General features: G+C 64.5%; 16 protein-coding genes. 15 read left to right on the forward strand and 1 reads right to left on the reverse strand.

Annotated elements, in window-relative coordinates:
• Positions 1 to 286 precede the first annotated feature (286 nt).
• The 13 genes from QPK31_RS23650 to typA all read left to right on the forward strand — a co-directional run bounded on the left by QPK31_RS23650 (position 287) and on the right by typA (position 18,514).
• A complete protein-coding gene (locus QPK31_RS23650; RefSeq protein WP_290425347.1) occupies positions 287 to 1,225 on the forward strand; it encodes an ABC transporter permease in 939 nt (312 codons plus the stop codon).
• A 5-nt stretch (positions 1,226 to 1,230) separates the two neighbouring features.
• Entirely contained in the window at positions 1,231 to 2,235 is a 1,005-nt protein-coding gene (locus QPK31_RS23655) for an ABC transporter permease (RefSeq protein WP_374045836.1), read from the forward strand.
• 7 nt (positions 2,236 to 2,242) lie between these two features.
• Positions 2,243 to 3,934 carry an ABC transporter ATP-binding protein gene (locus QPK31_RS23660; protein WP_290425349.1) on the forward strand — a complete coding sequence of 564 codons (1,692 nt, stop codon included), beginning with the start codon at positions 2,243 to 2,245 and terminating at the stop codon, positions 3,932 to 3,934.
• A gap of 70 nt (positions 3,935 to 4,004) precedes the next feature.
• The gene (locus QPK31_RS23665) at positions 4,005 to 4,952 is read left to right on the forward strand and encodes a VTT domain-containing protein (RefSeq protein ID WP_290425350.1); all 948 of its coding nucleotides are present in this window, start codon (positions 4,005 to 4,007) and stop codon (positions 4,950 to 4,952) included.
• 380 nt (positions 4,953 to 5,332) lie between these two features.
• Positions 5,333 to 6,346 (forward strand): glucokinase, encoded by a 1,014-nt coding sequence (locus tag QPK31_RS23670; protein ID WP_290425351.1) that lies wholly within the window; start codon positions 5,333 to 5,335, stop codon positions 6,344 to 6,346.
• 378 nt (positions 6,347 to 6,724) lie between these two features.
• Positions 6,725 to 7,462: an SMC-Scp complex subunit ScpB gene (gene scpB / locus QPK31_RS23675; protein WP_290425352.1), complete on the forward strand. Its 738-nt coding sequence runs from the start codon at positions 6,725 to 6,727 to the stop codon at positions 7,460 to 7,462.
• Entirely contained in the window at positions 7,449 to 9,422 is a 1,974-nt protein-coding gene (gene rluB / locus QPK31_RS23680) for a 23S rRNA pseudouridine(2605) synthase RluB (RefSeq protein ID WP_290425442.1), read from the forward strand. Before scpB ends, rluB begins: the two co-directional genes overlap by 14 nt.
• Before the next feature lie 460 nt (positions 9,423 to 9,882).
• On the forward strand, positions 9,883 to 10,371 hold the full coding sequence (gene rimP, locus QPK31_RS23685) for a ribosome maturation factor RimP (RefSeq protein WP_229437815.1): 489 nt from the start codon (positions 9,883 to 9,885) through the stop codon (positions 10,369 to 10,371).
• The gene (nusA, locus tag QPK31_RS23690) at positions 10,368 to 11,933 is read left to right on the forward strand and encodes a transcription termination factor NusA (RefSeq protein ID WP_290425353.1); all 1,566 of its coding nucleotides are present in this window, start codon (positions 10,368 to 10,370) and stop codon (positions 11,931 to 11,933) included. The genes rimP and nusA overlap by 4 nt, the downstream gene beginning before the upstream one ends.
• 46 nt (positions 11,934 to 11,979) lie before the next feature.
• Positions 11,980 to 14,799 (forward strand): translation initiation factor IF-2, encoded by a 2,820-nt coding sequence (gene infB / locus QPK31_RS23695; protein ID WP_290425354.1) that lies wholly within the window; start codon positions 11,980 to 11,982, stop codon positions 14,797 to 14,799.
• A gap of 118 nt (positions 14,800 to 14,917) precedes the next feature.
• Complete coding sequence (gene rbfA / locus QPK31_RS23700; protein ID WP_290425355.1) at positions 14,918 to 15,346, forward strand: 30S ribosome-binding factor RbfA; 429 nt, start codon at positions 14,918 to 14,920, stop codon at positions 15,344 to 15,346.
• Positions 15,343 to 16,263, forward strand: a complete 921-nt coding sequence (gene truB / locus QPK31_RS23705) for a tRNA pseudouridine(55) synthase TruB (RefSeq protein WP_290425356.1) — start codon at positions 15,343 to 15,345, stop codon at positions 16,261 to 16,263. The genes rbfA and truB overlap by 4 nt, the downstream gene beginning before the upstream one ends.
• A gap of 415 nt (positions 16,264 to 16,678) precedes the next feature.
• Positions 16,679 to 18,514: a translational GTPase TypA gene (gene typA / locus QPK31_RS23710; RefSeq protein WP_290425357.1), complete on the forward strand. Its 1,836-nt coding sequence runs from the start codon at positions 16,679 to 16,681 to the stop codon at positions 18,512 to 18,514.
• 121 nt (positions 18,515 to 18,635) lie between these two features.
• Here the strand turns inward: typA and QPK31_RS23715 are convergent, their stop codons facing one another.
• Positions 18,636 to 19,724: a hypothetical protein gene (locus tag QPK31_RS23715; RefSeq protein ID WP_290425358.1), complete on the reverse strand. Its 1,089-nt coding sequence runs from the start codon at positions 19,722 to 19,724 to the stop codon at positions 18,636 to 18,638.
• Between the two features lie 205 nt (positions 19,725 to 19,929).
• Here QPK31_RS23715 and QPK31_RS23720 point away from each other — a divergent pair, with 205 nt between their 5' ends.
• Together QPK31_RS23720 and QPK31_RS23725 are read left to right on the forward strand one after the other, a co-directional pair.
• The gene (locus QPK31_RS23720) at positions 19,930 to 21,687 is read left to right on the forward strand and encodes an ABC transporter ATP-binding protein (protein ID WP_290425359.1); all 1,758 of its coding nucleotides are present in this window, start codon (positions 19,930 to 19,932) and stop codon (positions 21,685 to 21,687) included.
• A 90-nt stretch (positions 21,688 to 21,777) separates the two neighbouring features.
• Positions 21,778 to 22,533, forward strand: a complete 756-nt coding sequence (locus QPK31_RS23725; RefSeq protein WP_290425360.1) for a class I SAM-dependent methyltransferase — start codon at positions 21,778 to 21,780, stop codon at positions 22,531 to 22,533.
• Positions 22,534 to 22,556 lie beyond the last annotated feature (23 nt).

Raw genomic sequence — 22,556 nt, forward strand, 5'->3', positions numbered from 1 at the left:
GTTTGAACTGCTCTGTGTACTTCGTCATATCACCCCAAAAAGTTGTGTCTAACTTTTTGGGGTCACTTCACTGTGCCCACGCGGTCGAACGCTGGCGTGTCGAAACACATCCCGCTAGGGTCCGTTTGGTGGAGCATTGGCCCCACCGCAAATGATCAACGGATGAGACAGCGTGGACACAGGTGTCCACCCTACGGTTATCGCCGTACCAAATAAGTTCATGGCCTGGCGGCACTGATTTGCGCTATCGTGAGCGTTTTTCCACGGCTGGGCACACTCAATAACGATGGCAGCTTACTTACTGCGGCGCCTCTGGCAAATGCTGCCGACCATGGCCGGCGTGATCGTGCTCGTGTTCGTGCTGTTCAACTGGGTGGGCGGCGATCCGGCCTATCTGCTTGCGGGCAAGATGGCCGATGAAGCAGCGATCGCCAACATCCGCGCCCAGCTCGGCATCGACCAGCCGGTGTGGGTGCAGCTCGGCATCTTCCTCAAGCAAATCCTCACCTTCGATTTCGGCAACGCCTGGAGCACCGGCGAGCCGGTGGCGCACATCATCGCCAGCCGCCTTGGGCCCTCGCTCACCGTGCTGGTGCCGCTCACCATCCTCGAAACGGTCTTCGGCATCGCGCTGGCGCTGGCCATCGCTTTCGTGCGCGGCTCGCTGACTGACCGCGCCGTGATGGTCGCCTGCACGGTCGGCATGTCGATCTCGATCCTGGTCTACATCATCGTGTTCCAGTACTTCTTTGCCTACAAGCTGGGCCTGTTCCCGGTACAGGGCTGGGGCAACAGCCTGGGCGAAAACCTGCTGCATTACGCGCTGCTGCCCATCATCATTGGCCTGGCGGTATCGATCGCGCCGACCCTGCGCCTGTACCGCAGCTTCGTGCTGGACGAAGCAGGCCAGGACTATGTGCGCACCGCGCGCGCCAAGGGCCTGAAGGAGCGCCGCATCGTCTGGGTCCATGTGCTGAGGAATGCCGCGATCCCGATCATCACCCACGTGATGGCCAATTTGCCGGCCCTGCTGATCGGCGCCTTCCTGCTGGAGCGTTTCTTCGGCATTCCGGGGATCGGACGCGAAGTCATCCTGGCCGTGGAACGCAGCGATTTCCCGGTCATCAAGGCGATCACCGTCTACGTGGCAGCCGCGACCATGGTGTTCAATTTGCTGGCCGACTTGCTGTACCAGGCCGTCGATCCGCGCGTGCAGCTGAAATGAGTGTCATGAACGATCACGCCGTCTCGCCCGGCCTGTGGGCGCTCGCCTGGCGCCGCCTGCGCGCCGACCGCATCGCGATGGCGGCGCTGGCCGTCGTCGGGCTGTTCCTGCTGATGCTGGTGCTGTCGGCCACGGGCCTGATCGCAGCCGACTGGGAAGACGAGGTCGCAGTCAATTACGCGCCACCGACATTTGTCGGCGCCAATCCCGCCCTGGCCGCCCTGGCCCAGCCGCAGCGGCCCACGCCGCCGAATGCCTTCGACCCGCTGGCCGAAGAACTCGCCGCCCTGAAGCGCGAAGTGCAGGCCACGCATCCGCCGGTGGCCAAGGCCGTAACGCTGCCATTCGGCGCCGATAAATGGGGCCACGACATTCTCAAGAAAACGGTGAAGGGCGGCGAAACCTCGATTGTGGTGGGCCTGGTCGCCGCCTTTGTCGCGGTGGCCCTGGGCACCCTGTTCGGCGCCATCTCCGGTTTTTATGGCGGCTTCGTCGACGACTTCTTCAACTGGTTCTACAGCATTTTCACCTCGATCCCCTCGATCCTGATGATCCTGACGGTGGCCGCCGTGCTCCAGCAAAAGGGCGTGACCACCATCGTGCTGATCCTCGGCCTGACCGGCTGGACCGGCCCTTACCGCCTGATCCGCGCCGAGTACATCAAGCACAAGGCGCGCGAATACGTGATGGCGGCCGACGCCATCGGGGCCTCGAGCTGGCGCAAGATGTTTTCGCACATCTTCCCGAACGTCTCGCACGTGGCCCTGGTGCAAGTGTCGATCCTGGTGGTCGGCTTCATCAAGGCCGAAGTCATCCTGTCTTTCCTGGGCTTCGGGGTGCCGGTCGGCACTGTGTCCTGGGGCAGCATGCTGAACGAAGCGCAGAATGAACTGATCCTCGGCAAGTGGTGGCAGCTGGCCGCTGCGGCCGGGGCGATGGCGCTGCTGGTGACGGCGTTTTCGCTGTTCACCGACGCGCTGCGCGATGCGCTCGACCCGAAGTTGAAATGAGGCAGCCATGACCGATACCGACAACATGCTGCTGCGGGTGCGCGACCTGCGCATTGCCTTCCGCGTCGACAAGAAGACCACGGTCGAGGCGATCAAGGGCATTTCCTTCGACGTGCCGGCGAACGCCACCGTGGCGCTGGTGGGCGAATCCGGCAGCGGCAAATCGGTCAGCTCGCTGGCGGTGATGGGACTGCTGCCGCCGGACACCACCGTCGTGGACCCGGCCTCCAGCGTGCAGTTCGACGGCCGCGAGATCCTGCAATTGCCGACGGCCGAACGGCGTCGCTTGTGCGGCAAGGACATTGCCATGATTTTCCAGGAACCGATGTCCTCGCTGAACCCGGTGTTCACGGTCGGCTTCCAGATCGGCGAGGTCCTGCGCCTGCACCTGGGCATGAATGCGAAAGCGGCGCGTGCCCGTACGCTGGAATTGCTGGAAGAAGTCGGCATCCCCGACCCCGCGCGCAAGATCGATGCCTATCCGAGCCAGATGTCCGGCGGCCAGCAGCAGCGCGTCATGATCGCCATGGCCATTGCCTGCGAGCCCAAGCTGCTCATTGCCGACGAGCCGACCACGGCGCTCGACGTGACCATCCAGAAACAGATCATGGAGCTGATCGCCAGGCTGCAAAAGAAGCACCGCATGGCGGTGCTGTTCATCACCCACGACCTTGGCCTGGTAGCGGAGATTGCCGACCGCGTGATCGTGATGCGCCACGGCGTGGTGCGCGAGGAGGGCAGGGCGGCGCAAGTCTTCGGCGCTCCGCGCGACCTGTACACGCAAGCCTTGCTGCACTGCCGCCCGAAGCTGGACGAACGTCCACTGCGCCTGCCGACCATCGACGACTTCATGGACGGGAAAGAAGCCTCTCCGATCCTGTTGCCCCAGCGCACCCGCGGCTATGCGGCGGACGATGAGAACGTGCTGGTCGTCAAGAACCTGCAGAAAAGCTTCTGGCTGCGCGAAGGCTTGTTCGGCAAGCGCGAATTTCGCGCCGTGAAGGATGTCTCCTTCACCCTCCCGCGCGGGAAAACCCTGGGCGTGGTCGGCGAATCCGGTTCCGGCAAGACCACGGTCGGCCTCACGCTCCTGCGCCTGCACCGCGCCAGCGGGGGCAGCGCCCTGTTCGACGGCAAGGACCTGGTCAGCATGTCCGACCGCGAGTACGGGGCGTATAAACGCCGCATCCAGATCATTTTCCAGAATCCATATGCCTCGCTGAATCCGCGCTTTACGGTCGGCCAGATCCTGCTGGAACCCATGCGCATCCATGGCATTGGCGCGGACGACAGGGAACGCACCCGGACCGTGATGGCGCTGCTGGAGCGGGTCGGGTTGCCCGCTGCGGCCTACTACCGCTATCCGCACGAGTTTTCCGGCGGCCAGCGCCAGCGCATCGCCATCGCGCGCTGCCTGACGATGAAGCCGGAGATCCTGGTCTGCGACGAATCCGTGTCCGCGCTCGACGTCTCGGTCCAGGCCCAGGTATTGAACCTGCTGCAAGACCTGCAGGACGAGTACAAGATGAGCTACATCTTCATTTCGCACGACTTGTCGGTGGTGCGCTACATCGCCGACCGCGTGATGGTAATGCACCATGGCAGCGTGGTGGAAATGGCCGATTCCGACGAGCTCTACCGCAATCCGCAGCACGACTATACGAAGAGTTTGCTGGCTGCGATTCCGCGCGGCGCCTGACTGTTGTATCGGCGTCGCCAGAAACCGGGCGCTGCCAGCTGAGCAGGATGATTTCCGCTACCATGGCGAGATGTCCGAACTTATTCTCCTGATCCAGCAATACGGCGTCCTGCTCGTCTTCGCGACCGTGCTGCTGGAGCAGTTCGGCCTGCCGATTCCCGCCTTTCCGGTACTGATCGTGGCCGGGGCGATGGCGGTGGACGGGGGCGCCAGCTGGCAGTTGTGCCTGCTGGCGGTCTTGCTGGCTTGCCTGATCTGCGACTATTTCTGGTTCCGCGCCGGCCGCTACTACGGCAAGCGCGTGCTGCGCCTGCTGTGCCGTATTTCCCTGTCGCCGGATTCCTGCGTCAACCAGACCGAAGACCGCTTCCGCCGCTATGGGCCGAAGTCGCTGCTGGTCTCGAAATTCATCCCCGGTTTCAATGCGATCGCCGCGCCGATGTCGGGCGCCCTCGGCACCCGCACCCGCCATTTCCTCGGCTTCGCCTCGACCGGCGCGCTGCTCTGGGGCGGCAGCGGCATCGCGGTCGGCATGGTCTTCCACGACAGCGTCGACCGCGTGCTCGACAGCCTGGAAACCATGGGCAGCACGGCGCTGATGATAGTGGCCACGCTGCTGGCGCTGTTCGTCGCCTATAAGTATGTGGAGCGGCGGCGCCACCGCGCCAGCATGGCCGTGCCGCGCATCGGCATCCTGGAACTGAAGGCGCTGATCGACGGCGGGCATGATCCCTTGATCGTCGACGCGCGCAGCGTGACCGCGCAGGCGCTGGAACATGCGATTCCCGGCGCGCTGCTGTATGCGGATTGCGAGCCGGGCCAGCTGATGGCCGGGCTCGACCGCGACAGGCATATCGTCGTGTACTGCAGCTGCCCGAACGACGTCACCGCCGCCCAGGTCGCCAAGGCCTTCCTGGAAAACGGCTTCCACCGCGCCCGGCCCTTGCTGGGCGGGCTGGATGCCTGGCATGCCCACCATGCCGCGCCGCCGCCCGAGTTGACACCGTTTCCGACGTAGGGTGGATGGCTGCGCCATCCACGCGTTCAATCCGTGCTGGCTGGCTTGCGCCCTGAAACGGCGCCGTTTCGCCGTTTCGCCGTTTTGGCGAAACTGAATTGCCCCTTCGCTTCATGGTCCGATCATTGGGCTGGCGGCTGAACTGCCCCTCCGCTTCCTGGCACGTCCTCGCAGCCTGTAGCTGAACGCGTGGGCGGCGCATACGCAGCCGTGGTGCACACGTACAGGTGGAGCCGACCACCCTACGTAACTGTACTACGCCTAAGCTTATGCATTCGCCAGATGTGTATAGTTTGCTTTGTACCTAAACTACAAAATAAACTTGTGCTCCCGCAAAGAAATCCAGTAAGCTTGGGACATCACCCGTATCCTGTGCCGCAATGACCGCTTCCTCCCCCGAGACCTCCGTTTCCGCCGCTACCCGTTTCGACACCCCACGCCTGCTGGCCGATGTCGGTGGCACCAATGCCCGTTTTGCCCTCGAAACGGCGCCTGGACAGTTCGAAGCGGTGCAGGTACTGGCCGGCGGCGACTACGCCACCCTGGCCGATGCGATCCGCACCTACCTGGCCGGATCCGAAGTGGCCGCCCTGGGCGAGGTGGAGCACGCGTCGATCGCGATCGCCAATCCGGTCGATGGCGACCAGATCCGCATGACCAACCACCACTGGCATTTCTCGATCGAAGGCATGCGCCGGGAACTCGGTTTCGCGACCCTGCTGGTGGTGAACGATTTCTACGCGCTGGCGCGTTCGCTGCCGCATTTGCAGGATGGCGACAAGGTGCAGGTCGGCGGCGGCACGGCGCACCCGAACGCGCCGCTGGGGCTGATCGGCGCCGGCACCGGCCTGGGCGTGTCGGGCTTGATCCCGGCAGGCAATAGCTGGACCGCCTTGTCCGGCGAAGGCGGCCACGTCGGCTTCTCGCCGGCCAATGAACTCGAGGTCGCCGTCCTGCAATTCGCCTGGAGCGAGTTCGAGCACGTCTCGGCCGAGCGCTTCCTGTCCGGCGCCGGCGTGGAACTGATCTACCGTGCACTGGCCGCGTATCGCGGCCAGCAGCCGGAGGCGATCGATGCGCCGGAAATCTCGCGCCGCGCCCTATCTGGCGAATGCCCGCTGGCAACCGAGGTGCTGGAAGTCTTCTGCGGCATGCTCGGCTGCGCAGCCGGCAACCTGGCGCTGACACTGGGCGCCCGGGGCGGCGTGTACATCGGCGGCGGCATCGTGCCGCGCCTGGGCGAGCGCTTCGCGCAATCCTGCTTCCGTGCGCGCTTCGAGCGCAAGGGCCGCTTCTCTTCCTACCTGTCCGATGTGCCGACCTACGTGATCACGGCGCAATATCCGGCTTTCCTCGGCGTGTCGGCGATTCTGGCGGAAAAACTGTCGGCATGAACCGAAAGCGGTCTGCGCACCCTTGCGCAAATGGCCCTTCCCGTGTTTTATCGGTTACAATGGCCCGCAGTTGGAAGAAACGATGGGTTCGCGCCCCGCTGACGCCCCTGGCGTACGCGGCGTTTCGCTAAATCACCAACCCGTTGCCCGCCTGGCAAGTGTGCAACCCGTGGCCGGGTCCTGTCCCGCCACCGTACCGAGCCCGCCGCGTTCGAGCGCGGGCCACGCATTCCAGTTTCGACGAGCAGTACTGTGAACCGCGTTCCGTTCGCGATGGCCACCGGCATGCGTTAGCCGGCGCAGTCGCGGCGGCGTCCGCCGGCACGCGCTGGGCGGTATTTATTTGATTTGTAGCATACAAGCCTGACGACATCGAGAATGAAGACTGACGAGGCCAAGCGGATCCTCGAAACCGCCTTGCTGTGTGCGCGCGAGCCGATGTCGATCCATGGCATGAAAAAGCTGTTCGCCGACGTCGACGCGAACGGCAAGCAGCTCGGCATCGGCGTCGGTTCCGACACGATCAAGCTGCTGCTCGAGGAATTGCGCCACGACTGGCAGGACCGCGGCATCGAGATCGTCAGCCTGGCCTCGGGCTGGCGCTTCCAGAGCCGCCCGGAAATGAAGCCTTACCTGGACCGCATTTCTCCGGAAAAGCCGCCGAAGTATTCGCGCGCAACGCTGGAAACGCTGGCGATCATCGCCTACCGCCAGCCGGTCACGCGCGGCGACATCGAGGAAATCCGTGGCGTCGCGGTGAACTCGCAGACGATCAAGATGCTCGAAGACCGCGGCTGGATCGACGTCGTCGGCCACCGCGAAGTGGTGGGGCGGCCAGCCTTGCTCGGTACGACCAAGCAATTTCTTGACGACCTGGGCCTGGCGTCGCTGGGCGGGCTGCCGCCGCTGGAAGCGATTGCCGACGCGTCCGACGGGCGTTCGCTGGAAGCGCTGGAAGCGGCGCTGAACGACAATTTTGACAGGGCAACCGCGGGAGCGGCGGCCGAAGACGAACAAGGGGCTTCCCCAGTGGAAGTGCCGATTCATGACCCGCAACCGGCCGCCGGCTCGGTACCAGGTCAGCAAAACAATGACACGAATGATGAATCCAACTGACACCACCGAGACCAATCCCGCCGAGCCGGGCAAGGACGAAGCGGCCAAACCGAAGCGCCGCACGAAGGCCGCCGCCGCCGCTGCTGCTGCTGCTGCTCCTGCGCCTGCCGTGAGCGACGCGCCGGCTGCGAGCGATGCGCCTGCGCCGGCCGAGAAGCCGAAGCGCCGCACCAAGGCCGCCGCTGCGCCTGCCGCCGAGGCCGAAGCGCCGGCTGCTGCCGAAGCTGCGCCGAAAGCGCCGGCCGCCCGCAAGCCGCGCGCCACGAAGGCCAAGCCGGCCGAAGCGAAAGCCGACGTGCAGGCGGAGGCGCCAGCCCAGCCAGCCGCCAGCGCGCCTGCGCCGGTGGCTGCCGCCGAAGCCGCTCCGGCCGCCGCGGCGGAAGCACCGCGCCAGGAACAGGGCCAGCGCAAGCCGCGCGGTCCGCGCCAGATACGCGAACAGCGTGGCCAGCGCGAAGCACTCCAGGCTGCCGCCGCCGCGCCGGAAGCGCTTGCCGCCGAAGCGTCGGGCGAGCAGCCGGCCGCCGAGCCGCGCCGCGAGCCGCGCCAGGGCAAGAACAAGCAAAAGAACGGGAAGAATGCCCAGAAGCAGGGCGGCCAGCAGGGCCAGCAGGCTGGCCAGCCAGGCGCGCAGCAGGGACGCGGCGCCCAGCAGGCCAAGGGCAAGGGCGGCAAGCAGAAGCCGGGCAAGGGCGGCAACGACGCCGACGCCGTGTTCTCCTTCGTCACCTCGGATGCCTTCGACGCCAACGACGGCGGCCAGGGCCAGCAGAAGTCGAAGGTGCGCCGCGACCTGACCGCCGACGACGACGCGCCGAAGCTGCACAAGGTGCTGGCCGAAGCCGGTCTCGGTTCGCGCCGCGACATGGAAGACCTGATCGTCGCCGGCCGCGTGTCGGTGAACGGCGAGCCGGCCCACATCGGCCAGCGCATCCTGCCGACGGATGCCGTGCGCATCAACGGCAAGCTCATCCAGCGCAAGGTCAACAACAGCAAGCCGCCGCGCGTGCTGGTGTACCACAAGCCGGCCGGCGAAATCGTCAGCCACGACGACCCGGAAGGCCGTCCATCGGTATTCGACCGCCTGCCGACCATGAAGACCGGCAAGTGGCTGGCCGTCGGCCGCCTCGACTTCAACACCGAGGGCCTGCTGCTGTTCACCACCTCCGGTGACCTGGCGAACCGTCTGATGCACCCGCGCTACAACATCGACCGCGAGTATGCCGTGCGTACCCTGGGCGAGCTGGAAGAGGGCATGCGCCAGAAACTGCTGGCCGGCGTCGAGCTCGACGACGGCAAGGCTGCCTTCACCAAGATCGTCGACGGCGGCGGCGAAGGCATCAACAAGTGGTACCGCGTGGTAATCGGCGAAGGCCGTAACCGCGAGGTGCGCCGCATGTTCGAGGCGGTCGGCCTGACCGTCTCGCGCCTGATCCGTACCCGCTACGGCGCCATGACCCTGCCGTCGGGCCTGAAGCGCGGCCGCTGGGAAGAGCTGGAAGAAAACGACGTGCGCAACTTCATGTCGGCCTTCGGCATCGAGAAGAAGGGCGCCGCCGCCGGCCAGCAGGGCAAGGGCGGCAAGGGTGGCCAGCCGGCCGATCCGCGTCGTTCCGACGGCAACCGCATCGACCGCGCCGACGCCAACAAGAACGTCGACCCGTTCGGCCCGCCGGTAACGCGTGCCGGTGCGCCGCAGCGCAATGCCGGCCTGTCGACCGTCCCGAGCGGACGTCCGCAGGGCGGCAAGGGTGGCCGTGGCGGCAACGCCGGCGGCTTCGGCGGCTCGGGCCGTCCGGGTGGTAATGCTGGCGGCAATGGCGGCAGCAGCCGCCCGCGCCAGCCGGACCCGCTGCAGACCACGTTCGGCTTTGCCGGCAGCGGCGGCGGCGGTCGTCGCGGCGGCCAGGGGCCGCGCGGTTCCGAGCACGGTTTGCCGCGCCGCGGCCGCCGCGGCTGATCGGTAGGGTGGGTTCTCGAACCCACCGCTTGAGCGGATGAGCGCTTGGCGAGTTGTAATTCGTAGGGTGGACTCCCGAGTCCACGCGGTCTCACCTCTTGAACATCGGTGCATCGTCCTCATGTAGGGTGCCCGGGATCGTCGTTATCGATGTTCAACCGGTGAGACCGCGTGGACACAGGTGTCCACCCTACAAACCGCAAGACGCCGGCACCCGAGCGGTGGGTTCGAGAACCCAGCCACGATTTTATTCGTGTGCAACCGTTGTTTGGTCGTCCATATAATGGTATGTCGATTGCAGCAAGCCCTCGAATACGTTATAATTTGCAGCCTAATCCGGAGTTCTTCCCAGTATTAATTTGGTGCAAGTGCTTTCATCTGGTTGGGTAGTGAATACAAAAAGATGGGCAGATGCCCATTTTTTTTTTGGTAAAACGTTTTAACGCCCTGGAGAAGTGTCGTGCAGCAGTTTGATTTGATCGCCAAGACAGTCGGTGGCCTCGGCTACGACCTCGTTGATGTCGAACGGGGCGAGCGCGGGATCCTGCGCGTGTTTATCGATTTCCCCGCTGCCGTCGCTGACGAGAAGGGGCCGATCACGGTCGAGGATTGCGCAACGGTGAGTCACCAGTTGTCGCACGTACTGACCGTCGAGAACGTCGATTACGAGCGTCTGGAAATTTCGTCGCCCGGGCTGGACCGCCCGGTGCGCACCCTGGCCGATTTCGAGCGCTTCGCCGGCCACGAATGCACGGTGAAGCTGCGCGTCGCCATGCCGGGCACCGCGAACCGGAAGACCTATACGGGCATCCTGGTCGCGCCGGAAGGCGACAAGATCGGTCTGGAATTTGAAGGTAAAGATGGTCTGGCGTTGTTGGAATTTACGCTGGCCGAATTGGACAAGGCACGTCTGGTGCCACAGGTGGATTTTAGGAGTCGCAAAGCATGAGTCGCGAAATTTTGTTACTGGTTGATGCGCTTGCGCGCGAAAAAAACGTCGATAAGGAAGTGGTCTTCGGGGCGCTCGAGTTCGCCCTGGCCCAGGCCACCAAAAAACGCTATGAAGGCGAGGTCGACATTCGCGTGAGCATCGATCGCGACAATGGCGAATTCGAAACCTTCCGCCGCTGGCACGTGGTGCCGGATGAAGCCGGCCTGCAACTGCCGGACCAGGAAATCCTGCATTTCGAAGCAAAAGAACAGATCGCCGACATCGAAGTCGACGAATACATCGAAGAACCGGTGGAATCGGTCGAGTTCGGCCGCCGCTTCGCGCAAGACACCAAGCAGGTGGTCCTGCAGCGCGTGCGCGATGCCGAGCGCGAGCAGATCCTGCAAGACTTCCTCGAGCGCGGCGATTCGCTGGTCACCGGCACCATCAAGCGCATGGAACGCGGCGATGCGATCGTCGAGTCGGGCAAGATCGAAGCGCGCCTGCCGCGCGACCAGATGATTCCGAAGGAAAACCTGCGCATCGGCGACCGCGTCCGTGCCTACATCCTGCGCGTCGACCGCAACATGCGCGGCCCGCAGGTGATCCTGTCGCGCACCGCGCCGGAATTCATCATGAAGTTGTTCGAGCTGGAAGTGCCGGAAATCGAACAAGGCCTGCTGGAAATTAAATCGGCTGCCCGTGACGCCGGCGTGCGCGCCAAGATCGCCGTCTACACGGCCGACAAGCGCATCGACCCGATCGGCACCTGCGTCGGCATGCGCGGTTCGCGCGTGCAAGCCGTGACCGGCGAGCTGGGCGGCGAGCGCGTCGACATCGTGCTGTGGTCGGACGATCCGGCCCAGTTCGTCATCGGCGCACTGGCCCCGGCGAATGTTTCGTCGATCATGGTCGATGAAGAAAAGCACGCCATGGACGTGGTGGTCGACGAAGAAAACCTGGCAATCGCGATCGGCCGTTCGGGCCAGAACGTGCGCCTGGCGTCGGAACTGACCGGCTGGAAGATCAACATCATGACGGCCGAGGAATCGGCCAACAAGGTGGCCCAGGAAACGGCGGCGATTCGTTCGCTGTTCATGGAAAAGCTCGATGTTGACCAGGAAGTGGCCGACATCCTCGTCGAGGAAGGCTTCTCGAGCCTTGAAGAAATCGCGTACGTCCCGATTTCCGAAATGCTCGAAATCGAATCCTTCGACGAGGAAACCGTCAACGAACTGCGTACCCGCGCCCGTGACGCGCTGGTGACCGAAGCCATTGCATCCGAAGAAGGTTTGGAAGGCATGGAAGAGGCGCTGGTGAACCTCGAAGGCATGGACCGCAGCACCGCGGGCAAACTCGGCCTGGCCGGGATCAAGACGGTCGAAGCATTTGCAGGCCTGGCCTACGACGAATTCGGCGCCATCCTGGCCCTGTCGTCGGACCGCGCCCGTGAACTGATCAAGAGTGAATTTAATGATGTGACCGACGATGAGATGAAGCTGGTCGACAGTAAATATGATGACCGCGCCAAGGCGCTGCAGGCGAAAGCCTGGAGCCTTGCAGAAACGGCCAAGGCATAATTTGCAAATCTTTATCATCTCCGCGACACATAGAAAAGAGGACTGAATGGCGAGTAACAACGTAGCCCAATTTGCCACCGAACTGAAGATGCCTGCAGACTTGCTGCTGACGCAGCTGCGTTCTGCCGGCGTCGAGAAAAGTTCGACGTCAGATCCCTTGTCGAAAGATGATAAGGACAAGCTGCTGAACCACCTGCGCCGTACCCACGGCGCGGGCGATTCGACCGAGAAAAAGAAAATCACGGTCACCCGCAAGGAAACCAGCGAGATCAAGCAGGCGGATGCGTCGGGCAAATCGCGCACGATCCAGGTGGAAGTGCGCAAGAAACGCACCTTCGTACAGCGCGACGATCCGGCACCAGCTGCCGCAGCCGCGCCGGCCGCACCGGTGATCGACGAAGCCGAAATCGCACGCCGCGAGGAAGAGGCACGCCGTCACGCCGAACTCGTTGCGCGCCAGGAAGCGGACCTGCGTGAAAAGCAGGAACGCCTGGCCAAGCTCGAGTCCGAGCGTGCCGAGCAAGCCAAGGCCGAAGAAGAGCAGGCCAAGCGCGACGCCGCCGAGCAAGCCAAGCGTGAAGCCGCTGCCGCTGCCGCCGCCAGTTCGGCTGCCAGCGAGCAAGCCAAGCAGGCTGCCGCCGACGACGCCAAGAAAAAGGCCGACGAAGCCGCCAAGGCTGCCGCCGAACGTGCTGCCGCCACCGAGCGTGCACGCAAGGCCGTGGCCGATGAAGTGGCCCAGATCAAGCTGATGATGGCGCAGCCGCGCCGCGTCATCAAGGCGCCGGAACCGGCACCGGCCCCGGTGGCCGCGAAACCGGCCGCACCTGCCGGCACGCTGCACAAGCCTGCCGACAAGAAGCCGGCCGACGGTACCGCCGCCAAGCCGGGCGACAAGAAGCCGGGCGACAAGAAGTCGATCAAGTCGGCGAACGTGTCCTCGACCTGGTCGGACGACAAGAAGCGCGGCGCCCCGGGCGGCGCCAAGACCCGCGGCAACACCGGTTCGCCGAGCGGCCGCGACGGCTGGCGTTCGGGTGGCCGCAGCGGTGGCCGCCGTTCGCACAGCGACGACCGCGAAACCAACTTCCAGGCGCCGACCGAGGCGATCGTCAAGGACGTCCACGTCCCTGAAACGATCACCGTGGCCGAACTCGCCCACAAGATGTCGGTCAAGGCATCGGAAGTCATCAAGCAGCTGATGAAGCTGGGCCAGATGTGCACCATCAACCAGGTGCTGGACCAGGAAACCGCGATGATCGTGGTGGAAGAGATGGGCCACAAAGCCTTCGCTGCCGCCGAGGACGATCCGGAAGCGATCCTGGCCGACCAGGGTACGCATGCCGAGTTCGAAGCGACGCCGCGTGCGCCGGTCGTGACCGTCATGGGTCACGTCGACCACGGTAAAACCTCGCTGCTGGACTACATCCGCCGTGCGAAAGTGGCGGCTGGCGAAGCCGGCGGCATTACCCAGCACATCGGTGCATACCACGTGGACACCCCGCGCGGCATGATCACCTTCCTGGATACCCCGGGCCACGAAGCCTTTACGGCAATGCGTGCCCGTGGCGCCAAGGCCACCGACATCGTCATCCTGGTGGTGGCGGCGGACGACGGCGTGATGCCGCAAACGAAAGAGGCGATTGCTCACGCAAAAGCCGCCGGTGTGCCGCTGGTCGTGGCGATCAACAAGATCGACAAGCCGGGCGCCAACACCGACCGCGTGACCCAGGAACTGGTCGCCGAAGGCGTGGTGCCGGAAGAATACGGTGGCGATTCGCCGTTCGTCCCGGTGTCGGCGAAAGTCGGTACCGGTATCGACGACCTGCTCGAGCAAGTGCTGCTGCAGGCCGAAGTGCTGGAACTGAAGGCGCCGGTCGGCTCGCCGGCCCGTGGCCTGGTGGTCGAATCCCGTCTGGACAAGGGCCGTGGCCCGGTCGCGACGATCCTGGTGCAATCGGGTACCCTGCGCCGCGGCGACGTGGTGCTGGCCGGTTCGGCTTACGGCCGTGTCCGTGCCATGCTCGACGAAAACGGCAAGGCGATCGCCGAAGCCGGTCCGTCGATCCCGGTCGAGATCCAGGGCCTGACCGAAGTGCCGGCTGCCGGCGAAGAAGTCATGGTCATGGCCGACGAGCGCAAGGCGCGTGAAATCGGTCTGTTCCGTCAAGGTAAGTTCCGCGACGTGAAGCTGGCCAAGCAGCAAGCGGCGAAGCTGGAAAACATGTTCGACCAGATGGCCGAGGGCGAGGTGAAGAACCTGCCGCTGATCATCAAGACCGACGTGCAGGGTTCGCAGGAAGCGCTGGTCGGCTCGCTGCAGAAGCTGTCGACTTCGGAAGTGCGCGTGCAGGTCGTCCATGCGGCGGTCGGCGGTATCACCGAATCCGACGTCAACCTGGCAGTGGCCTCGAAGGCAGTCATCATCGGCTTCAACGCCCGTGCCGACGGCCAGGCGCGCAAGCTGGCGGAAGCCAACGGCGTCGACATCCGTTACTACAGCATCATTTACGATGCGATCGACGAGATCAAGACGGCACTGTCGGGCATGCTGGCGCCGGAGAAGCGCGAGACCATCACCGGCCAGGTCGAGATTCGCCAGGTCATCCTGGTGTCGAAGGTCGGCGCGATCGCGGGCTGCTTGGTTACCGATGGCGTGGTCAAGCGTACCTCGTCGGTTCGCCTGCTGCGCAACAACATCGTCATCTGGACCGGCGAGATCGACTCGCTCAAGCGCTTCAAGGACGATGCGAAAGAAGTGCGTGCCGGCCTCGAGTGCGGCCTGTCGCTGAAGAACAACAACGAAATCCAGGTCGGCGACGTTCTGGAAGTGTTCGAAGTGACGGAAGTGGCGCGTACCCTGTAATTTGCAGGGATGCCAGGAACGCCATCCGTCGGGCTCGCGCCCGGCCGGTGGCGTTTTTTCGTTTGCGCCCGTCCGCGCACGATCGATGTACCATTGTCACCAAACCTAACCAAGAAACATGGCAAAACACAGCAAAAACATTCCCCAGCGCGGCTTGCGCGTGGCCGACCAGATCCAGAAAGACTTGTCGGAACTGATCGCGTTCGAACTGAAGGACCCGCGCGTGGGCATGGTCACGCTGACCGAAGTCCAGCTTACCCCCGATTACGCGCATGCCAAGATCTATTTCACGCTGCTGAAAGACAGCAAGGAAGAAGTCAAGCAAACGCTCGAAGGCCTGAACAAGGCGTCGGGCTACCTGCGCAACATGCTCGGCAAGCGCCTGCACATCCACACGCTGCCGGCGCTGCACTTCGTGCACGACACCTCGACCTCGCGCGGCCTGCAGATGTCGGCCCTGATCGACCAGGCGAACGCCGTGCGCGCGGCCGACTTCGACGACGGCAACGCGCCTGCCGCGCCCGGCACCGACGACGACAGCAAGTGAACGCCCGCCCTCCGAAAAAGCCGCGCGACCTGGTCGACGGCGTGCTCCTGCTCGACAAGCCGGTCGGCCTGTCCTCGAACGATGCGCTGATCAAGGCCAAGCGCGTGATGAACGCGAAAAAGGCCGGCCACACCGGCACCCTCGATCCGTTTGCCACCGGCCTGCTGCCGCTGTGCTTCGGCGAGGCGACCAAGTTCTCGCAGGACTTGCTGGAAGCGGACAAGACCTACGAGGCGACGGTCCACCTCGGCATCAGGACGAACACCGGCGACACCGAGGGCGAAGCCATCGAGACCTTGCCGGTCGACGTGACGATCGAGCAGATCGAGGCGGCAGTGGCGCGCTTCCGTGGCCCGATCCTGCAGGTGCCGCCGATGTACTCGGCCCTGAAACGCGACGGCAAGGCGCTCTACGAATATGCGCGCGAAGGCATCGTGCTCGAACGCGAGGCGCGGCCGGTGACCATTCACGCCCTAGAGCTGATCGGCTACGAGGCGCCGATGCTGCGGATTCGCGTTACCTGCAGCAAGGGCACCTATGTGCGCGTGCTGGGCGAGGACATCGGCGCGGCGCTCGGTTGCGGCGCGCACCTGAATGCGCTGCGCCGGATCGGGGTCGGGGCGCTGACGCTCGATGGCATGATCACGCTGGAAGCATTGCAGGCGCATGCGGAGCCGCGCGCGCTGCTGGCGCCCGTGGATGCACTGCTGTCGACCTTTCCGGCGGTCGAGCTGACGGCGGAACTGGCGAAGCGTTTCCTGAACGGGCAGCGCCTGGCGCTGGGCAAGGAAGCGGTTGCGGTTCCGGCCGAGCAGGGCAGGGTGCGGGTCTACCACGATGGCAAGCTGCTGGGGACGGCGAACTTGCAGGAGTGGGCGATCCTGGCGCCGGAGCGCCTGATCGCTGCGCAGCATTGATCGATTCCGCTTGTCGGGCGTAGGGTGGACGGCTCTATCTCGGCCGCAGTGATGCCGCGGCGCTTGCGCCGTCCACGCGTTCAAACCCGGCAAGCACGGCCTGCGCGTTGTTTCACCGCCGCTTGAACGCGTGGACGGCGCACACGCCTCGCGCACATCGATTCCCGGGTACAGCCGTCCACCCTACGCAATGCCGGAAGCAATGCGCGACGCCTCTCAATTTCCGTCCGGAAAAGGGAAGCGGCATCGTTCCAGACCGCGCCGTCACCGCTAAAAACCATTGAAATCCCGGCAAGCTGTTGAAAACGCGGGGCTTTTTCATTGATCCGTCACATCCGCGTGCTATACTAGTCGGTTTCCGAAATTGGCAGCACCGTACACATCCGTACATCACGCAAATCCACGCTGAAATCACATGTCAAATACCAAACGCGCAATTCGTAATATTGCAATCATCGCCCACGTTGACCACGGCAAGACCACCCTGGTCGACCAGCTGCTGCGCCAGTCCGGCACCTTCCGTGAGAACCAGGCCGTGGACACCCGCGTGATGGACTCGAACGACCTCGAAAAAGAACGCGGCATTACCATTCTGTCGAAGAACTGCGCGGTCGAATACGAAGGCACCCACATCAACATCGTCGACACCCCGGGCCACGCCGACTTCGGCGGCGAAGTGGAACGCGTGCTGTCGATGGTCGACTCGGTGCTGCTGCTGGTCGATGCGCAGGAAGGCCCGATGCCGCAGACCCGCTTCGTGACCCGCAAGGCGCTGGCCCTGGGCCTGAAGCCGATCGTCGTCGTCAACAAGGTCGACCGTCCGGGCGCGCGCGCCGACTGGGCCATCAACCAGACCTTCGAACTGTTCGACAAGCTGGGCGCCAACGACGAGCAGCTCGACTTCCCGATCGTCTACGCCTCGGGCCTGAACGGCTATGCCGGCCTGACCGAAGACGTGCGCAGCGGCGACATGAAGCCGCTGTTCGACGCCATCCTGAAGTACGTGCCTGTGCGCGACGACAACCCGGACGGCCCGCTGCAGATGCAAATCACCTCGCTGGACTACTCCTCGTACGTCGGCAAGATCGGTATCGGCCGCGTCAACCGTGGCCGCGTCAAGACCGGCCAGGACGTCGTGGTCCTGAACGGCCCTGACGCCACCCCGATCCGCGGCCGCATCAACCAGGTGCTGAACTTCAAGGGCCTGGAGCGCGTGCTGGTCGATGAAGCCGTCGCCGGCGACATCTGCCTGATCAACGGTATCGAAGAAATCGGCATCGGTTCGACCGTCTGCGCCGCCGACGTGCCGGAAGCCCTGCCGATGCTGACCGTCGACGAGCCGACCCTGACCATGAACTTCATGGTCAACAACTCGCCACTGGCCGGCCGCGAAGGCAAGTTCGTCACCAGCCGCCAGCTGCGCGAGCGTCTCGAGCGCGAACTGAAGGCCAACGTGGCCCTGCGCGTGTCGCCGACCGACGACGACACCACCTTCGAAGTGTCGGGCCGCGGCGAGCTGCACCTGACCATTCTGCTGGAAAACATGCGCCGTGAAGGCTTCGAGCTGGCCGTGTCGCGTCCGCGCGTCGTGTACAAGATGGTCGATGGCGTGCGCCACGAGCCGTACGAAAACCTGACCGTCGACGTCGAAGAAGCCAACCAGGGCGGCGTGATGGAAGAACTGGGCCGCCGCCGTGGCGACCTGCAGAACATGGAGTCGGATGGCAAGGGCCGTGTCCGTCTGGAATACCTGATCCCGGCACGTGGCCTGATCGGCTTCCAGGGCGAATTCATGACCCTGACCCGCGGTACCGGCCTGATGAGCCACGTGTTCCACGAGTACGCACCGGTCGACAACACCAAGGGCGAACTGGCTGGCCGCCGTAACGGCGTGCTGATCTCGCAGGACGACGGCGCCGCCGTTGCCTACGCGATCTGGAAACTGCAAGACCGCGGCCGTATGTTCGTCGAGCACAACACCCCGGTGTACGAAGGCATGATCATCGGTATCCACTCGCGCGACAACGACCTGGTCGTCAACCCGATCAAGGGCAAGCAGTTGACCAACGTGCGTTCGTCGGGTACCGACGAAGCCGTGCGCCTGGTGCCGCCGATCCAGATGTCGCTGGAATACGCCGTCGAGTTCATCGAGGACGACGAGCTGGTCGAGATCACCCCGAAATCGATCCGCCTGCGCAAGCGCTACCTGAAGGAACACGAGCGCAAGAAGGCATCGCGCGAAGGCGCATAATCGGACGCGGACGCCAGTCTGCATTCGAGCCAAGGAACCCGCTGCTCCCAGCGGGTTTTTTTATGCCCAAGTCCCTCTGCGCCAACGCCCCTCAGCGCCTCAGCGCCCGCTCAGTGCCGGCTCAGTGCTCCTGCCGGCGCATGCGCCGCCGGCGTACCCCCACCACGGCCACCACCCCCGGCAGCAGCATCAGCGCCATGGCCGGCTCCGGCACCGCGCTCACCAGATCCAGCCGCACCGAACCGCACTCGAAGTCGCGGCAGGCGCTGGCGACGATCTGGCCCAGGTCGTTGATGCCGGAAGCACCGCTGATCACCCAGCCCGAGGCCGGGTCGATGAGGGTGTTCAGGTCGATCAGCTCGCCGCCGAAGGAGATGTAGCCGACGGTCGGGCCATCCCAGGTGGAGGCGCTGCCGACAAAGGCGCCGCGCTCGTTGATGTCGGACACGTCGAGGTTCAGGCCGCCGAATGAGCCGACGTCCGTCATGACGCCGTTTTCATAGACGAAGGCATGCAGGCCGCCGCCATCGGCTTCGCTGTAGCCGGCAATGCGGCCGGCATTGTTGATCACGCGCGCGGAATTGTTTTCACGGTCGGCCAGGGTGCCGAGATCGATCAGCCGGCCGTTCTTGTACAGGAAGGGGTGGAAGGGCGCGTGCAGCTCGGGACTGAGCGAGGATTCGCCGACGATCTTGCCGTGGTCGTTGATGTCCCAGGCCAGGCCGACGTCGCCGGTGCCGAGGTTGCCGAGCTGGGTGATGCTGCCGCCGCGGTAGACGAAGCCGGTGTAGCCGCCCGCGATGCTCAGCTGGCCGACCACGTCGCCGCGGGCATTCAGGCTGATGGCGTTGGCGCCGGCGCCAAGGTCGACCAGGCTGCCGCCGCTGTACAGGAAGCCGTGGAAGTCCCCGGAGGCGGTGGTGGAAACGCCGACGACCTGGCCGGCGTCGTTGAGCGAGCGCGCAAAGCCGACGTTGCCGCCGAAGCTGCCCAGGTTCGCGATGCTACCGCCGGCGTACAGGGCGGCGTAGGTGGCGCCGCCGAGTTCGGTTTGCACGTAGCCGGCGATCTGGCCAAGATTATTGATGTCGTAGGAATTGAAACCGGTCGGCAGCGCGGTGACGGTGTACAGCGGCGCCGCCTGGCCGGCCAGAGGCGCCAGCAGGGCGGGCAAGAGCGCCAGGGCACACAGGTATTTGCGTAAGGGCATGATTGACCTCATGGTTGACTTCGCTAAAGGTTGACCAATGGCAAGGCAAGCAACAACGGCTGCCGAGATCAAACGATAAGCCAGGCCCGGCCTACCGCAACTGAGCCATATCAGGCGCCCAGCAGGCGTGCGGGCTTGACAGCCATAGCGCCAGGCCAGCCTCATCGGTGCGCGTCGCCGCGAGCGGGGTGGTTAAGATGGACACATGCATATCCTCTGGACTTACCTCAAGCCGCACTGGCGCCTCGGCCTGCTGGCCCTGCTGCTGGCCGGCGCCAGCCAGGTCCTGGCCCTGGTCGACCCCATCATCTTCGGCAAGATCATCGACGGCGTCACCAACCGCCGCCCCGACGACGCCGAACTCGTGTCGCGCGTGCTGCGCCTGCTCGGCCTGGCGGTGCTGGTGGCGGTGCTGTCGCGCCTGGCCAAGGCCTTGCAGGAATACGTGACGCGGCTGGTGGTGCAAAAGCTGGGCGTGGCGATCTTCAACGATGGCCTGCGGCACCTGTTGAGGCTGAAGTTCCAGGAATTCGAAGACCTGCGCAGCGGAGAAATGCTGGCCCTGCTGCAAAAGGTGCGCGCCGACAGCGAGCGCTTCATCAATACCTTCATCAACACCGCGTTCGCCGGCCTGGTCGGGGTCAGCTTCCTGATCTGGTATGCGGTGACCAAGCACTGGCTGCTGGTGCCGGTGTTCCTGGTCGGCGTGCTGGTACTGGGCGGGCTGACGGGCCTGCTCAGCCGCGAGATCAAGACCCAGCAGCGTTCGATCGTGCGCGAGACCAACCGCAATTCCGGCTTCATCACCGAATCGCTGCGCAATATCGAGCTGATCAAGAGCCTGGGGCTGACCTTCCCGGAAATCCGCCGCCTGCGCAGCCAGACCGACGCCATCTTTGCGCTGGAAATGGAAAAGGTGAAGCGGATCCGCCTGCTGTCCTTCCTGCAGGGTTCGACCCTGAGCCTGCTGCGCCTGGCGATCCTGTTCGCGCTGCTGTGGCTGATCTTCCGCGACGTGCTCAGCACCGGCGAACTGATCGCGATGCAGTTCATCTCGGTGGCCATCTTCGCGCCCTTGCAGGAGCTGGGCAATATCATCCTGGCGCACCGCGAAGCCGAGGCCTCGCTGATGAATTTCAAGAACCTGATCGACAAGCCGATCGAACGCCGTCCGCCCGATCCGGTGGAGATCGGCCCGCTGGTCGAGCTGAGTTTCCAGGACGTGCGCTTTCGCCACAAGGGCGCGCCGGACGACGCGCTGAAAGGCGTCTCCTTCGACGCGAAGCTGGGCCAGACGATTGCCTTTGTCGGGCCGTCGGGCTCGGGCAAGTCGACCCTGGTGAAGCTGCTGGTCGGTCTGTACACGCCGGCCGCCGGCGAAGTGTTCTATAACGGCGTGGCCACCACGGCGCTGCGCTACAACCGGGTGCGGCGCCAGATCGGCTTCGTGACCCAGGAAACTTACCTGTTCGCCGGAACCATCCGCGACAACATCCGCTTCGTGAAGCCGGACGCCACCGACGAGGAGATCATGGCGGCGATGCGCGCGGCGTCCTGCGCCTACCTGCTGGAGCGCTCGCCCGAAGGGCTGGACACCGTCATCGGCGAGCGCGGCATGAAGCTGTCGGGCGGGGAAAAGCAGCGCCTGTCGATCGCACGCGCCCTGGTGCGCCAGCCGGCCTTGCTGATCTTCGACGAAGCGACCTCGGCCCTCGATTCGCTGACCGAGGAGCAGATCACGAACACGGTGCGCGAGATCTCGGCGCGCGCCACGCAGATGACGATCCTGATCGCGCACCGCTTGTCGACGGTGATGCATGCCGATACGATCTACGTGCTGGAAAAGGGGGACATCATCGAGCAGGGTACGCACGCGCAACTACTCGACAGCAAGGGCCTGTATTACGCGATGTGGCGCCAGCAGATCGGCGAGCGTCCGGGGGGAGCGCACCTGGCTGCGTGAGACCTCTTTCTTGTGCAGCAACATGACGCCACCTATAATGGGCCAGCCTGTCCCGACGCAACCGCGCCCCGGCGCCCTCAAGGAACTTCCATGGAACACACAGCGGACCACACCTGCCCGATTTGCGGCACGCCGGCCGATCTCTACGATGTCGTCGACTTCAACAAGAATTGCATGGAAGGTGCGGGCGTGCACCTGCCGCTGTCCGGCGTACCCATCTATTACCGCCGCTGCGGCGCCTGCGAGTACACCTGGGCACCCGAGTTCAGCGGCTGGGGCGATGAAGATTTCCTGAACCATATCTACAACGAGGATTACGTTCGCGTCGATCCGGACTACCTGACGGCGCGGCCGAAGTCGAACGCCAGCATCGTCGAACAATTGTTCGGCCAGCATCGCGAGCAGATTCGCCACCTCGACTACGGCGGCGGCAATGGCGGCCTCAGCGCAATCCTGAAGCAGCTGGGCTGGGATTCGACCAGCTACGATCCTTTCCCCGGCGACGGCCAGACCGTCGAGTCGCTCGGGCAGTTCAACCTGATCACTTCGTTCGAAGTGTTCGAGCACGTGCCCGACCCGAACGTGCTGATGGCCAACCTGCGTCCGCTGATGGGCGAGGAATGCCTGGTGCTGTTCTCGACCATGGCCAGCGACGGCAATATCCCGCCGAACGGGCGCCTGAACTGGTGGTATGCCTCGCCACGCAACGGCCACATCAGCCTGTTCTCGCTGCGCAGCCTGGGCCTGCTGGCCGAGAAGAACGGCCTGGGCTTCCGCACCTTCAACGGAGCAACCCATTGTTTCTTCACCACGCTGCCGAGCTGGGCCGGTGTGGCCAAGACCTGAGGCGACGCCGGGACGTCTGCCGC

Source organism: Massilia sp. YIM B02769 (genome assembly GCF_030411995.1).
In the GTDB taxonomy this organism is placed as follows: Bacteria; Pseudomonadota; Gammaproteobacteria; order Burkholderiales; family Burkholderiaceae_D; genus Telluria.